The 13,586-nt window shown below is 63.6% G+C and carries 10 protein-coding genes and 1 tRNA gene; 6 read left to right on the plus strand and 5 right to left on the minus strand.

The features are described from left to right. Positions 1 to 45: 45 nt before the first annotated feature. The 3 genes from KCX59_RS07105 to KCX59_RS07115 are packed head-to-tail and all read right to left on the minus strand — an operon-like array spanning position 46 to position 5,088. Entirely contained in the window at positions 46 to 2,541 is a 2,496-nt protein-coding gene (locus tag KCX59_RS07105) for a transglutaminase TgpA family protein (RefSeq protein WP_179019191.1), read from the minus strand. Then, the gene (locus tag KCX59_RS07110) at positions 2,538 to 3,986 is read right to left on the minus strand and encodes a DUF58 domain-containing protein (protein ID WP_179019189.1); all 1,449 of its coding nucleotides are present in this window, start codon (positions 3,984 to 3,986) and stop codon (positions 2,538 to 2,540) included. The genes KCX59_RS07105 and KCX59_RS07110 overlap by 4 nt, the downstream gene beginning before the upstream one ends. A gap of 13 nt (positions 3,987 to 3,999) precedes the next feature. Continuing rightward, positions 4,000 to 5,088: an AAA family ATPase gene (locus tag KCX59_RS07115; protein WP_178997928.1), complete on the minus strand. Its 1,089-nt coding sequence runs from the start codon at positions 5,086 to 5,088 to the stop codon at positions 4,000 to 4,002. 196 nt (positions 5,089 to 5,284) lie between these two features. Between KCX59_RS07115 and KCX59_RS07120 the strand changes: the two genes are divergently transcribed. The 5 genes from KCX59_RS07120 (at position 5,285) to KCX59_RS07140 (ending at position 11,405) form a co-directional block, all read left to right on the plus strand. After that, entirely contained in the window at positions 5,285 to 6,181 is an 897-nt protein-coding gene (locus KCX59_RS07120; protein ID WP_179019187.1) for a TatD family hydrolase, read from the plus strand. A 289-nt stretch (positions 6,182 to 6,470) separates the two neighbouring features. After that, positions 6,471 to 7,640: a resuscitation-promoting factor gene (locus KCX59_RS07125; protein ID WP_091466173.1), complete on the plus strand. Its 1,170-nt coding sequence runs from the start codon at positions 6,471 to 6,473 to the stop codon at positions 7,638 to 7,640. 26 nt (positions 7,641 to 7,666) lie between these two features. Then, positions 7,667 to 8,548: a 16S rRNA (adenine(1518)-N(6)/adenine(1519)-N(6))-dimethyltransferase RsmA gene (rsmA, locus tag KCX59_RS07130; protein ID WP_179019185.1), complete on the plus strand. Its 882-nt coding sequence runs from the start codon at positions 7,667 to 7,669 to the stop codon at positions 8,546 to 8,548. Beyond that, a complete protein-coding gene (locus KCX59_RS07135; RefSeq protein ID WP_179019183.1) occupies positions 8,545 to 9,537 on the plus strand; it encodes a 4-(cytidine 5'-diphospho)-2-C-methyl-D-erythritol kinase in 993 nt (330 codons plus the stop codon). The genes rsmA and KCX59_RS07135 overlap by 4 nt, the downstream gene beginning before the upstream one ends. A 35-nt stretch (positions 9,538 to 9,572) precedes the next feature. Continuing rightward, a complete protein-coding gene (locus KCX59_RS07140) occupies positions 9,573 to 11,405 on the plus strand; it encodes an ABC-F family ATP-binding cassette domain-containing protein (RefSeq protein WP_179019181.1) in 1,833 nt (610 codons plus the stop codon). A gap of 330 nt (positions 11,406 to 11,735) precedes the next feature. Here the strand turns inward: KCX59_RS07140 and KCX59_RS07145 are convergent, their stop codons facing one another. Then, positions 11,736 to 12,215, minus strand: a complete 480-nt coding sequence (locus KCX59_RS07145; RefSeq protein WP_256871581.1) for a VOC family protein — start codon at positions 12,213 to 12,215, stop codon at positions 11,736 to 11,738. A 294-nt stretch (positions 12,216 to 12,509) separates the two neighbouring features. Then, positions 12,510 to 13,109 carry a TetR/AcrR family transcriptional regulator gene (locus KCX59_RS07150; RefSeq protein WP_091467603.1) on the minus strand — a complete coding sequence of 200 codons (600 nt, stop codon included), beginning with the start codon at positions 13,107 to 13,109 and terminating at the stop codon, positions 12,510 to 12,512. A 288-nt stretch (positions 13,110 to 13,397) separates the two neighbouring features. On the opposite strand from KCX59_RS07150, the gene KCX59_RS07155 reads away from it, so the two are divergent. Further along, positions 13,398 to 13,469, plus strand: a tRNA-Gln gene (locus KCX59_RS07155). Positions 13,470 to 13,586 lie beyond the last annotated feature (117 nt).

A 13,586-nucleotide genomic window follows, 5' to 3' on the forward strand; every position in this document is an offset into this window, starting at 1 on the left:
TCGGGCCCCTCGCTGTCTGTACCTGAACGCTGTCTGTACCTGAACCTAGCGGCGCTGGGGGATCAGGCCCGCGAGCCTGTGCCACCACCGGGCAACCGCCTGGCCCATGGCTTTGCCGAGCCTTCCAACAGCCCGGAACGGCGCGCCCAGCGCACGGACCCAGCGCTGCATCATCGACGGCGGCAGCCAGTCAGCGCGGAAGCGCACCAACCATCGGGCATTGTTTCGCAACGCCTCACGGACGACGGCGATGCGGCCCGCCGCTGCCGGTGCCGGGGCCGCCGTGCGACCGTAGCGTTGCCGTTCGAAGTCCGAGGTGAGGGAAGCCACTGCTGCGTGCGCGGCGTCGTCGAGTCCTCCTGTGTCACCAAGTGCGGTGCTGGACCGCAGCCGGGCGGAAAAATGCCTCGGCGTCTCGCTGGATGTCGATGGCACGCCGTAATCGGTAGCGAGGTCCTGCAGCTCCGCCCAGGCAAGTTCAGGGGCAGGATCCTTGTAGCCAGGTGTGCCGGCTTCATCCGGAGGTTTTTGGTTCAACCGGCGTCGCCGGAGGACCGTCCTGCTCAGCCTCGGCGACCAGAGGAATCCGGCGAGCAACAAAATCCCCGCTGCTGCGGCGCCGATAGCCGGGAGCGGGTTCGTGGTGGCCGAACCCGCGGCAGGGGTCTCCACTCCAGGAATCGGGACGGGCGCTGCTGCCGGCGGCGCGGGGGTTGTGAGGACTTCTTTCTCATCGGCGTTGGTGCTGAGATTACTGGGAACTGAGGATTCGATGGCGTAATCGGGGACGTGGCCCCGCGACGGCGTTGGTTCAAAGGGAACCCAGCCCAGGCCCTCAAAATACAGTTCGGGCCATGCGTGGGCATCCCGGGCGTCCACCTCGTACTCAGGGAAGGATCCCTGACCGACCAAGGCCACGGACTCGCCCGTGAGCCGGCCCGGCGCGTAGCCCACCGCGATGCGGCTCGGAATGCCCTCTGCCCGCGCCATGACGGCCATGGCCGAGGAGAAATGAACACAATAGCCGCTCTTGACGGCAAGGAAGTCAGCCAGGACCGAGAGGCCGTTGCCGTCATAGCCGTTCTGCACGGGAGCTTGCAGAGAGTACGTGAACTCGCCGGAACGCAGGTAGTTCTGGAGGGCCAGCGCCTTGGCGTAGTTGCTGCCCGCGGATGCCGTGACGGTATCGGCTGTTTGCCGCACGATGTCCGGAAGGTTGCCCGGAATCCTCAGGAAGTCTTCTGAAATGCCCTTCGGTACGGAAGTGGCTTGGGACAGGGACTCCGATGTGATCCTGGGGGCTGCGGAGAAGACGACGTACCGTTGCGCGCGGGTGGTGGTCTCATTGCTCATGATGCTCAAAGTGGCCGGATCCCAGGTCCAGCGTCCGTTGAGCCCGTTCACGGAGGCCGGCGCAAACGGGGCAGGGAGGTAAGGGCTGGTGAACAGGCCCGCGTTTATCGAGGTCACGGCGTTGACCACTTCGCCCTGGACGGCGTACCCCGTCTCGATTCTGTCCGCACCTACGCGGCGCTCGGAGGCACGATCATCCGGAGCCCAGGTTTCGCCGTCGAAGTGGTCAACGGTGACCGACCTCAAATACAGGGGTGCGTCGGCGCTAGTGGCATACGTGATGCGGCCCGAACCGGTAGGACTCCTGAGGCTGTTGCCCAAGGTGATCATGGGATTGAGCCCATTGGAGGTGCCCCACGGGCTGAGCCGTGAGCCCTGCGGAAAAGTGCCGGTCTCGAAACCGGGGATGGCCAAGGGGACGGTCATGGTCAATGCCAGCGCCAGGCCACCGGTGACAACTGAGCGCTTGAACTGGCCGGCACCGCGCCCCGAGCCCGACTGGAGCCTGGCATCAGGGGCGAACCAGTGGCTGCACCCCAGGATGAGCAGGTAACCCACGGCCGCGCCGATGAATCCGGCTACTCCCACGCTCTGCGGTTTGATAGTGGCAGGCACCACCATGACCGCCAGCAGGCCAATGCCGCTGGCCGCAGGCATGGAAAGTGGAACGGCCAGGGCATCGATGAGGATCACCAGGAGCCCAAGGCAGGCACACATGACGAAAACGATCCCGGCGTTGGGTGCCACCGGCGCGCTTTCGGACACCACTGTTTCGGCGGCCCGCTTAATGTGTCGTCCGACGGCGGTAAAGGTCTCGGTGGTGGGGATGAACCCCGCCAGGCTCTCCTGGCGGCAGAAGATGAAGCTGAGCACAGCCGCCAAGGTGGCAAAGGAGCCCAGGGTCGCGATCAGCGGCTGGGCCCGGAGTGCCCGGAGGGCAGCAAGCGTCAGCGCGACCACTACCACCGTGGTGATCAGAGGCATGAACCAGGCCCAGCCCCTGAGGACACCGTTCAAGGACAACGCCGCCCCTAGGACAGCCACCGCCACTGATCCTGCCATGGCCCATGGATAGGGCCCTGGACCCGGGACCTGCGGCCGGGACGGCTTGCCGGACGAAGCCGTGCTGGCTGTTCCACCCGGTTGGGTCGGAGCGCTGGGGGAGCCCTGGTGGGATGTAGCAGTCATCGTGGCACCGCCGCTCCACGCCGGACATCCATGGCCGCATCTGCGGCAGCTACGATGCCACCGGCATCGAAGGCTGACCAGGCAGCCGTCAACTGGGTTTTCGATGTCACAGCTGCTGCCCTCCAACCGGCAACACGCAAGATCTCAAGTATTTCCTCGTTGTTCCGTGAGGCATCGGTGATCACCAAGGCAAAGGCGTTGGCACCATAGCCGGCCGCCGGGGCAAGTGTCCTTGCCTCGGCGGGCGTCAGGTTGCCCACCAAGGCAAGCAGCGGACCGCGCAACCGGTGCGCTGAGAGTTTGTCCATCAGGCGATCGTTGAAAGGAGAATCGGCATTCTCCGTGCCCGCCGAGCCGGGGGAGCCCTCCTTGTGTTCGGAGATTTGCTCGGTCCTGTGGTGCTCCTGCCTGGTGTGCCTCGGGCCGCTTAGCTCCACTGCCGCAAGACTCTCTGCGATGGCCTGAAGGCCGCCCACGCCCGCGAACTCCTCCGCCTCCGCGTCCGGCGCCGAGCGCGAACGATGGAACGCCGCCCTGCCAAATGCATCAAGGAGCCGTAACGAATAATTCCGTTCGGCCAGATGCGCGGTAATGGACATCGCCGCCGTGACCATCCACTCGAAGTTTGTACTGGTGACAAGGTCAGAGTCCTCGTCATGGCTCCCGAAGACAGAACCGGTTCCGGCGGCAAAGGCGGTGAATCTCTGGTCCAGGATGAGGGTGGCCTCAGGGGTGGTCACCGACTCCTCCTGGCGGACCATGAGCTGGCCATGGCGGGCAGTAGCCGCCCAGTGAACGCGGCGCATGGGATCACCGTGCCTGTACTCACGGGTCATGATGTCGTCATCGCTGGGATTAGCCCGGATACGGGTCGCCGTCACGCCATCATTGCCACGCGCGCCGGCGAGGCCCGTGACGGGAAGTTCGACGGCGGCAGGAGTGACGGTGAGGATGTCGCCGTCGTCAATTGCATGCCGCCGCAGCGATAAGCCGAAAGGGTCACTGAACTCTGCGGTGACCGGACCAATCCGGAACTGTCCCCGCTTGCCCGAGCGCAAGTGATATTCGTAGCGGCTGGTGCCTCCGGATGCTGATCGGGCAGGAAAGCGGAAAGCGGGCGGCTCACCGAAGCGGGGAGGCAGTTGCTCCTCCATGATCACGTGCCCTGTGGAATATGACGACCGTGCAACAGCGAGGCGAACGGTTGTGGTGCCGGACGTCTCCACCGTGGACGGATTGAACTCCCGGTACACCTGGAACTTGGGTTTGAGCACCCGGACGCCGGCAAGCGCCACCAAGGGAAGGAGGATCAACAGGACAGCCAGAGTCAGGAGATCACGCCTGCCCATGACATACGCGCACCCCAGGGAAAGGGCCCCGGCGGCCAGAAGCCCCCAGCCGCGGTTGGTGAATAAGTGCTTGGGAAGCCGATCCATGAGCGCCATACCGGCATCTCTCCTAAACGCTGTGCCTGTCCCTGCGCCACGCGCCAGGCGGTTCCTGGGCCACGGGCAAGGAAGCGAAGATGCCCCGGAGAATGCTCTGCGGCGTGTCGCCCGAACTCGCAGCCTTGCGGTCCAGGATGATCCGGTGGGCGAGCACTGATTCGGCCACGTCCACCACGTCATCCGGAAGGACAAAATCGCGGCCATCCAGGGCCGCCGTGGCCTTGGCCGCACGGAGCAGTTGCAGCAAAGATCGCGGGCTGGCACCAAGACGGAGCCGGGCACTGTCACGGGTTGCCCGTCCAATGGCCACCGTGTACTCCTTGATGGCAGTGGAGACATAAACCTGCTGGACGGTGGCGATCATGGCAGCCACATCGGCCGCCGTGACCACGGGAGTCACCTTAATCAGGGGTGAGGACGCCTGATGTGTCTCCAACATCTCGATCTCGGCCTCCCTGTCCGGGTAGCCCATGGAAATCCTGGCCATAAAGCGGTCACGCTGTGCTTCCGGCAGCGGGTACGTGCCTTCCATCTCGATGGGGTTCTGCGTGGCCACCACCATGAAGGGCAATCCCAGCTGATACGAATGGCCGTCCACAGTCACCTGGTGCTCTTCCATGCATTCAAGCAAGGCGGATTGGGTTTTGGCCGAAGCGCGGTTGATTTCGTCGCCGATCACGATGTTCGCGAACACGGCACCGGGCCGGAACTCGAACTGCCGGGACGACTGGTTGTAGATGGACACTCCTGTGACGTCGGAAGGGAGCAGGTCCGGGGTGAATTGAATGCGGGACACCGTACAGTCCACAGTCCGGGCCAGCGTCTTTGCGAGCAAAGTCTTTCCGACCCCCGGCACATCCTCCAGCAGAAGATGGCCCTGGGCCAGCAGCACAGTAAGGGCGAGCTTGGCGGCGTCGGCTTTTCCATCGATGACCTTATTGATGGAACCAAGGATGCGCTCGCTGGCATCGTGGAACCGTTCCGCGTCCATGACATGCGGCCTGTGCCCATTGAGCCCTGCGCCGTCACGGGGCAGGGGACTGTAAGCCTCGCCCTGAACAGGAGAAGGTTCAACGGTGACTTGTCGCTTGGACTCCATGAATTGCCCTTCAGCCGTGGCCTCCGCAGCAGCTGTCTTCGCTGAGCGCTGCTGGTGTTGGCCGCTTGTCCGTTCCAGACTACCCAGACATTGGCCTGCGCTAACATAGTGCCCCGGAATTTATGTGGCAAACGGAATTTATGGCTCGCTCCTCCCGGGCGCCCGGGGAGGACCGCGGTCCGAATAAGGTGGAAGCATGTGCAATTCCCTCGCTCCCGCACCTTACCGGGCGCCTTCCGACGCAGCAGACGAAAAAGACTCACGCCGGGAGTACCCGCCAGCGCCCGAACCCCTGCCTGTACCTGTGATGGACAATCACACGCATCTGGACTTCAGGCACGGCTTGATTGAGGTATCGGTGCAGGACGCCATGGACTCCGCGGAAGCCGTTGGTGTGCAGGGCGCCATCCAAGTGGGCTGCGACCTCGAATCCTCCAGGTTCACAGTGCAGGCGGTGGAAGCTGACCCCCGGCTACTCGGTGCCGTAGCAATCCACCCCAACGACGCCCCCGAATACGCGGCCCGCGGTGAACTGGAATCGGCGCTCGCCGAGATCGAGGCGCTGGCCGGTCATCCGCGGATCCGGGCCATCGGGGAGACCGGGTTGGACTTCTTCCGAACCCACGGTGAGGGGCTGGCCCATCAGCGGTACTCCTTTCGGCGACACATTGACATCGCCAAGAGGCTCGGGCTGACACTGCAGATTCACGACCGCGACGCCCACGACGACGTAGTGCAGGTCCTGCGGGAGGAAGGCGCTCCGGATCGCGTGGTGTTTCACTGCTTCTCCGGAGATGAGGAACTAGCCCGGATCTGTAACGGGAACGGCTGGTACATGTCCTTCGCCGGCACCATGACGTTCAAGAACGCCGGGAATCTCCGCGCTGCCCTGGCCATTGCCGAACCTGGCAGGATTCTGGTGGAAACCGACTCTCCGTTCCTAACACCGCATCCCCACCGCGGGCGGCCGAATGCGAGCTACATGGTTCCCTACACAGTCCGGTCCATGGCTGACGTGACAGGAGATAACTTGGCCGAACTTTGTTCGCGGTTGGCCGAAAACACCCTGAATGCCTACGGTTCGTGGGCCTAAGCCGCCTTTTTTGACGACAAGGCGGCTCCGGGCCTGGATACCCGGTATGCACGATTCTTGGTTCGTTTATAACGGATCGGTTACTGTGTTAAACAAGTAGCCGGGGTCGGGGAAGGCCTTCGGACAACTGCACCGGTTGATTCCGGAGCAACCAGTTGAATGTTTTTGGCGGCGCAGATGCCGGCAGCAAGTGTAGGACCAGGCTTATTGCCTGGCCCTCCGTTTTTGCGGTCGGCATTACTTTTGCGCTTTTCCCCGTGCCCGGATGGTCTGAGAGTAATGGGCGATCGTGATCAAGTTCTTCACAACGGATGGCAAGTTCAGTTTCCTCAAGGTAGGTACCCAGCTGCTGGTGGTTGCAGCGCTGGTGGTTGGCGTCGTCGCCTTCGTCGGCAACAACAAGACCGTCACCCTCAACGTGGACGGCAAAGTGAGCTCCATCCAGACCTTCGGCGGCACTGTTGACCAAGTGGTCAAAGCAGCCAAGGTCGAGTTGAAGGACGCAGACCGCGTTTCCCCGGCTCTTGACGCGCGGGTCGAAAACGGATCCGTAGTGAACGTCAACCTGGCCAAGGCCGTGTCCATTGAACTGGATGGCGCCCGGAAGACCGTGAACACCACTGCCCCTGACGTTGCAGGCCTGGTGAGCGAACTCGGTGTAGCAAGCTCCTCCGAAATCTCCCAGCCCAAAGAAGCGTCCTTGGAAGTCACCGGATCCTTCGTTTCCATCTCCACTCCCAAGACCATCAGCGTCGTAGCTGACGGCAAGGACACCAGCACCACCACGACGGCGGACGACGTCGCCACCGTGCTCAAGGACGCCGGCATCACCCTCGGCGCAAACGACCGCATCTCCCAGCCCGGCAATGCGCCCATCGTCCAGGACATGGTGATTAAGGTCTCCCGGGTGGACACCAGCAAGACCGCCGAAGCCACCGAAGAAGTACCGTTCGAAAGCGTGAAGAGTGATAGTGCTGAACTCTTCAAAGGCGAAGAGAAAGTGACCCAGGAAGGCGTGGCAGGGTCCCTGGTCAAGACGTTCAAGCTGGTCCTCGTAGACGGCCGCGAAGCGTCCCGCACCCTGGTCTCCAGCAACGTAGCCACCGAGCCCGTGACCGAAAAGATCAGCGTCGGCACCAAGGCCCGCCCCGTTCCCACCCCTGCCCCGCAGGCAGCAGCCGCAACTGCAGCCCCCGCAGCCAGCGGCCCCACCGGGGCACCGAACGAAGCCATGTGGGACAGGATCGCCCAGTGTGAATCGGGCGGAAACTGGTCAATCAACACCGGCAACGGCTACTACGGTGGCCTGCAGTTCTCCAGCCCCACCTGGCTTGCCAACGGTGGTGGAGCCTACGCTCCCAATGCCAGCCTTGCCACCAAGGCTCAGCAGATTGACATCGCCAACCGCCTCTACGCCAAGAACGGCCTCAGCGACTGGGGCTGCGCCCACGCAGCCTGACCCCGCACAGGCGATACGATACCTAGGTGACTGAACCGAATTCCGAACCCGCCGCCGTCGCGCCCTTGATGGGCGCCACAGATATCCGACGGCTCGCCGAGGAGATCGGTGTACGCCCCACGAAAAGCCTGGGGCAGAACTTTGTGATCGATGGCAACACCATCCGCAGGATTGTGGCCGCAGCCAACATTGGCGACGACGAAACCGTGCTGGAGGTGGGCCCTGGCCTTGGCTCCCTGACACTCGGTTTGCTGGACGCGGCCAAGGCCGTGGTCGCCGTCGAAATCGACCCCGTGTTGGCGGAAAAGCTGCCAGCAACTGTGCGCGCTTGGCGGCCCGGTGCTGAGGACAACTTCCACCTGGTGTTGTCGGACGCCATGAAGGTCACCGAACTGCCTTTGCCACCCACCGCATTGGTGGCCAACCTGCCCTACAACGTGGCCGTTCCGGTGGTGCTTCACCTGCTGCAACATTTCCCCAGCCTCCAGCATGGCCTGGTCATGGTTCAGGATGAGGTTGCGGATCGCCTGGCCGCCACGCCGGGTTCCAAGATCTACGGTGTCCCGTCGGTCAAGGCGGCCTGGTATGGGCATATGCGCAAGGCCGGCGTTATCGGAATGAACGTCTTCTGGCCTGCGCCGAAGATCCATTCAGGCCTGGTCGCCTTCACCCGGCATAACCCGCCGGAAACGCATGCTACGCGTGAACAGGTATTCGCCGTCATTGATGCTGCCTTCGCGCAGCGGCGGAAAACGCTGCGCGCGGCACTCGCCGGTTGGGCCGGGAGCGCCTCCGAAGCGGAGCGGTGCCTCGTGGCCGCCGGAGTTGACCCCACAGCGCGCGGCGAGGTCCTGGACATCCATGCCTACGTCAAGATCGCCGAAGCCCGCCACCCCGTGGACGCATGAACCCGGGTAACCGCAAGCCAAGCAGCCTCCCGTTCGTGGGGGATCGCTTTCATGCCCGCACGGTTCGCGTCAAAGCCCCGGGCAAGATCAACGTCTCCCTGAGCGTAGGACCGTTGCGGCCCGACGGATACCATTCGGTGGCCAGCGTGTACCTCGCCGTCTCCCTCTACGAGGAAGTGGCGGCCACAAGTACTGAGGCTGAAGGAATCACTGTCAGCATCAGCCCGGACAGCACCCTGGACCTGGACGGCGTGGACATCCCCTTGGACGAGCGCAATCTCGCGTACAAGGCTGCGGCCATCATGGCTGAAATGTCCGAGAAACCAACCGGCGTGCACTTGGAAATCACCAAGCGTGTCCCCGTGGCTGGTGGCATGGGCGGTGGCTCTGCAGACGCCGCCGCCACGCTCCTGGCCTGCGATGCGCTCTGGAACAGCGGCCTCTCACGAGAGGAACTGGCGCACCTTGCAGCCGAGTTGGGCGCAGACGTGCCGTTCTCGCTCCTGGGAGGCACCGCCGTCGGGCTTGGCGTGGGAGATAAACTCTCACCCGCGCTGGCCAAGGCGCAAATGGATTGGGTGCTGGTTTTTGCCGATTACGGGCTGTCCACCCCTGACGTGTTCCGAACCCTCGACGGGCTTCGGGACTCAGAAGGCGTGGAGATTCCCGAGCCCGTTGACGTGGACCCCACCATCCTCCAAGCCCTGCGGAATGGTGACCCCGAAACCCTCAGCCGCGTGCTGATCAACGACCTCCAGCGGGCCTCCATAACGCTCGCACCGCAGCTTCGCGACACCATCGGACTCGGTGAAGCGCGCGGTGCCCTTGCCGGCATGGTGTCCGGCTCGGGACCCACCATCGCCCTGCTTGCCAGGGATTCTGTCTCAGCTAAGGTCCTCGCTGAAGAGCTGGGCCACCGCGGCCACACTGCCTTGGCGGTCCACGGCCCGGTGCCCGGCGCCCGGATCATCTCCGATACCCTCCTTTAGTACCTCCGCATTCCAGCAGTAGAAAGTAGTACCCATTGGCCCACCTGCTTGGCGGCGAAAACCTCACCGTTTCGTTCGCGACCCGTACTGTCCTCGACGGCGTCACCCTAGGTTTGGAGGATGGCGACCGCATCGGCATGGTGGGCCGCAACGGTGACGGTAAATCGACACTCATGCGCCTGCTCGCCTTGCGTTCCACGCCCGACTCCGGCCGCGTCACCAAGCGCGGAGACGTCAACGTCGGCTACCTGGACCAAGGCGACGTTCTCGACGGCGACCTCACCGTCGGCGCTGCGATCGTCGGTGACCGCGCGGACCACGAATGGGCGGCCAACGCCAAGATCCGCGAAGTCATGGGCGGACTGGTGGGCGACGTCGACTGGCACGCCAACGTCCATGCTCTATCCGGCGGCCAGAAGCGCCGTGTTGCGCTGGCCAAACTCCTCATCGAAGACCACGACGTCATCATGCTTGACGAACCCACCAACCACCTCGACGTTGAGGGCGTCGCCTGGTTGGCCCGTCACCTCAAGACACGTTGGCGCGCCAACCAGGGCGCCTTCCTGGTGGTCACCCACGACCGCTGGTTCCTCGACGAAGTCTGCAACTACACCTGGGAAGTCCACGACGCCATGGTGGACATGTTCGACGGCGGGTACGCAGCCTACGTTTTGGCGCGCGCCGAGCGCGACCGTATGGCCGCCGTCGTCGAAGGTAAACGCCAGCAGCTCGTCAAAAAGGAACTGGCGTGGCTTCGGCGTGGTGCACCTGCCCGAACCGCGAAGCCCAAGTTCCGCATCGAAGCTGCCAACGACCTCATCGCCGACGTACCCGATCCCCGCGACTCCGTGGCCCTCAGCAAAATGGCCACCGCACGCTTGGGCAAGGATGTGCTGGACCTCGAGAACGTCACCCTTGACTTCCTCGACGGCGAGGACGGACAGAAGCTCTTCGACAACATCACCCTCCGGCTTGCGCCGGGCGAACGTCTTGGGCTGGTGGGAGTCAACGGGGCAGGAAAGTCGACGCTCCTGAGGCTGCTGAACGGTGAAATCCAACCGAGCTCGGGCAAGGTCAAGCGTGGCAAGACTGTGGTCACTGCCGTGCTGACCCAGGACGTCAAAGAGCTCGATGAAGTCTCGGACCTGCGCGTCATTGAGGTCATCGAACGCGAAAAGCGGTCCTTCAGCGTGGGCGGCAAGGAATTTACCGCCGGACAGCTCGTGGAACAGCTTGGGTTCACCAAGGAAAAGCAGTGGACACCCGTCAGCGACCTCTCCGGCGGTGAGCGTCGTCGACTTCAGCTCCTGCGCCTGCTGGTAGGGGAGCCCAACGTCCTGATGCTCGACGAACCCACCAACGACCTCGACACCGACACCCTTGCCGCCGTCGAAGACGTACTGGACGGCTGGCCCGGCACCCTGGTTGTGGTGAGCCACGACCGCTACCTTCTGGAACGCGTCACCGACAACCAGATGGCGTTGCTGGGCGATGGCAAACTCCGTGGCCTGCCCGGAGGTGTGGACCAGTACCTCGAATTGCGCGAAGCTGCACTGGCCGCGGGCGCAGTTGGCGGCGGCTCAGGTGCTCCCACTTCCGCAAGTGGCGGCTCTTCGGGCGCTGCCGCTCCATCCGGTGCCAGCGAAGCCGAAAAACGCGAAGCCCGCAAGGACCTCAACAGGATCGACCGCCAACTCGGAAAGATCTCCCAGCAGGAAGAAAAGCTCCACACCCAGATGGCAGCCAAGTCCGAATCCGGTGACTTCGATGCCCTGGGGGAGCTCAACGCAAAGCTCCAGGAATTGCTCGAGGAGAAAGAGGGCCTGGAACTGGAGTGGCTCGAGGCCGCCGAAATCCTGGGCGAGTAGATTGAGCGGTGAGCGCCGTCTCGCCGTTGCTTAGCTACGTCCCAGCGGCACGCATCCTCCGCTTGGCAGCGGCACAGCGGCACACATCCTCCGCTTGGCAGCAGCACAGCGGCACACATCCTCCGCGTGCTGCTCCTTCGTCGCTTTGACGCACGCTTCCGGATGCCTGCCGCTGCGCCGACGGCCGATTACCAACCCTCTATCACGTTCCTCGGGTTTGCGGCGGACCCTCTCTCACATCCCAAGGGTTTCGGGTCGATCGTCTCTCACGTCCCTAGGGTTTCGGGTCGATCGTCTCTCACGTCCCAAGGGTTTGGGGCCGATCGTCTCTCACGTCCCTAGGGTTTGGGGTGGATGGTCTCTCGCGTCCCAAGGGTTTGGGGTCGATGGTCTCTCACGTCCCTCGGGTCTTTGCGCTTGTTCGTAGCCTATGAGCCAGTGCAGGCCGTGGCGGTCCACTACCTGGCCGTCTGATGCGCCCCATGGTTTCGGCGCAAGTGGGTCCACGATTCGGCCACCGTCGGCGAGCTTGTTGAACCATTCGTGAAGGACTGCTGGTTCGGCTGCTCCCAGCAGTGAGAGCATGACTCCTTCGGTGCGGATGCTCTTTTCGCCGTTTGAAGTGTCAGATCCGCCCAATGAAACCACCCCGCGGAGGACTCCGTGGGCGATCGCATCCGAAGGGCCGTCGGTGCGATTGAATTCCTCGAAGGTGTACAGGGAAAGCTCCCCGCCGAAGATCTCCGCGTAGAAACCAAGCGCGTCACGAGCCGTTCCCGGGAAACTTACATAGATCTGCGGTGCGGTCATGAGCACATCCTACAAAGTACCAAGCACGTGGGAAGTGAGAGGGGGATGCCCGGGAGGTGCCGGGAGGTGAGAGAGGGTTGCCCGGGAGGTGCCGGGAGGTGAGAGAGGGTTGCCCGGGAGGTGAGAGAGGGATGACCGGGAGGCGCTGGGAGGTGAGAGAGGGGTGGGCTCAAGGGCGTGTGATGTGAGAGGGCGTCGTGGCAGGCATCCGGCAGCGTGCGTCAAAGCGACGAAGGAGCAGCACGCAGAGGATGGCTGCCCTAACGCGGGTGGCTGCCTAAACGCGGAATAGACCTAGTCCCCACTGCGGAGCTCAGGCTCTTTTTGGAGCCCCGTCAGACCGTTCCACGCCAGGTTCACCAAGTGAGCGGCGACAGCCCGTTTGTCGGGAGTGCGGCTGTCCAGCCACCACTGGCCTGTCATGGCCACCATTCCCACGAGCATCTGCGCATACATGGCTCCGTCCGCGGCGCTGAATCCGCGCCGCGCGAATTCGTCGGAGAGCAGGTGTTCCACCCGGGCCGTCACGTGGGTGAGCAGCGTGGAGAATGCGCCCTCGGGCTGTGAGGGCGGGGCGTCGCGCACGAGGATCCGGAAGCCGTCGGTGCGGTCTTCGATGTAGCCAAGGAGTGCCAACGCAGCACGTTCAACCAGTACGCGGGGCTTTGCTTCGGTGCTGAGGGCCTCGGTGATGGAGTCCAGAAGGATCCGGAATTCGGTCTCCACCACCTGCCGGTACAGGCCTTCCTTGGAGCCGAAATGCTCGTAGATCACGGGCTTGGAGACTCCGGCGGCGGCAGCGATTTCCTCGATGGTGGTGCCGTCCAGTCCTCGGGCGGCGAAGAGGGCACGACCGATGCCGACGAGTTGTGATTTCCGCTGCTGTCCGGTCATCCGTATGCGCACTGCCGGGCCGCTGGTGACGTGCTCTGCGGGCTCGGAGGCGGCCGCCGGCCGGGGGAGTTCAGTGCGGTTGCTCACGTGTCCATCATGCCCTAAGTGACTGCTGGAACGGGCGCAGGGAGGGTCCTCCGGGAGCGGAAGTGTGAATCCCGGAGCGGCCTCGGGGTGGTCAAGTCGCGAAGCATGCATTGGTCATGGCAAACTAGATTCTTGTGTGTGCATCCCGGTGATCCGGGAAACCCTCCGGGCCGCAAGATCCGGGGGACGAATCATGCACGGTCCGCTCTGGTGTAATGGCAGCACCCCGGCCTTTGGAGCCGTGGAGTATAGGTTCGAATCCTATGGGCGGAACGGTCGGAAAATGCTCTCCTTCTCTGTACCTGTAGCGGCTCTCACGGTGCCTGGGTCCATTGCTGGATGGCAGCATTCCGAAGCCGGGTTACCCGGGACATACCGAGCAAGGAGAGC

Source organism: Paenarthrobacter nitroguajacolicus, from assembly GCF_051027655.1.
GTDB lineage: Bacteria > Actinomycetota > Actinomycetes > Actinomycetales > Micrococcaceae > Arthrobacter > Arthrobacter nitroguajacolicus.

Coding starts and splice junctions, on each gene's coding strand:
- KCX59_RS07105 (WP_179019191.1), bottom strand. CDS start 2,541: ATGACTGCTACATCCCACCAGGGCTCCCCCAGCGCTCCGACCCAACCG.
- KCX59_RS07110 (WP_179019189.1), bottom strand. CDS start 3,986: ATGGCGCTCATGGATCGGCTTCCCAAGCACTTATTCACCAACCGCGGC.
- KCX59_RS07115 (WP_178997928.1), bottom strand. CDS start 5,088: ATGGAGTCCAAGCGACAAGTCACCGTTGAACCTTCTCCTGTTCAGGGC.
- KCX59_RS07120 (WP_179019187.1), top strand. CDS start 5,285: ATGTGCAATTCCCTCGCTCCCGCACCTTACCGGGCGCCTTCCGACGCA.
- KCX59_RS07135 (WP_179019183.1), top strand. CDS start 8,545: ATGAACCCGGGTAACCGCAAGCCAAGCAGCCTCCCGTTCGTGGGGGAT.
- KCX59_RS07145 (WP_256871581.1), bottom strand. CDS start 12,215: ATGACCGCACCGCAGATCTATGTAAGTTTCCCGGGAACGGCTCGTGAC.
- KCX59_RS07150 (WP_091467603.1), bottom strand. CDS start 13,109: ATGACCGGACAGCAGCGGAAATCACAACTCGTCGGCATCGGTCGTGCC.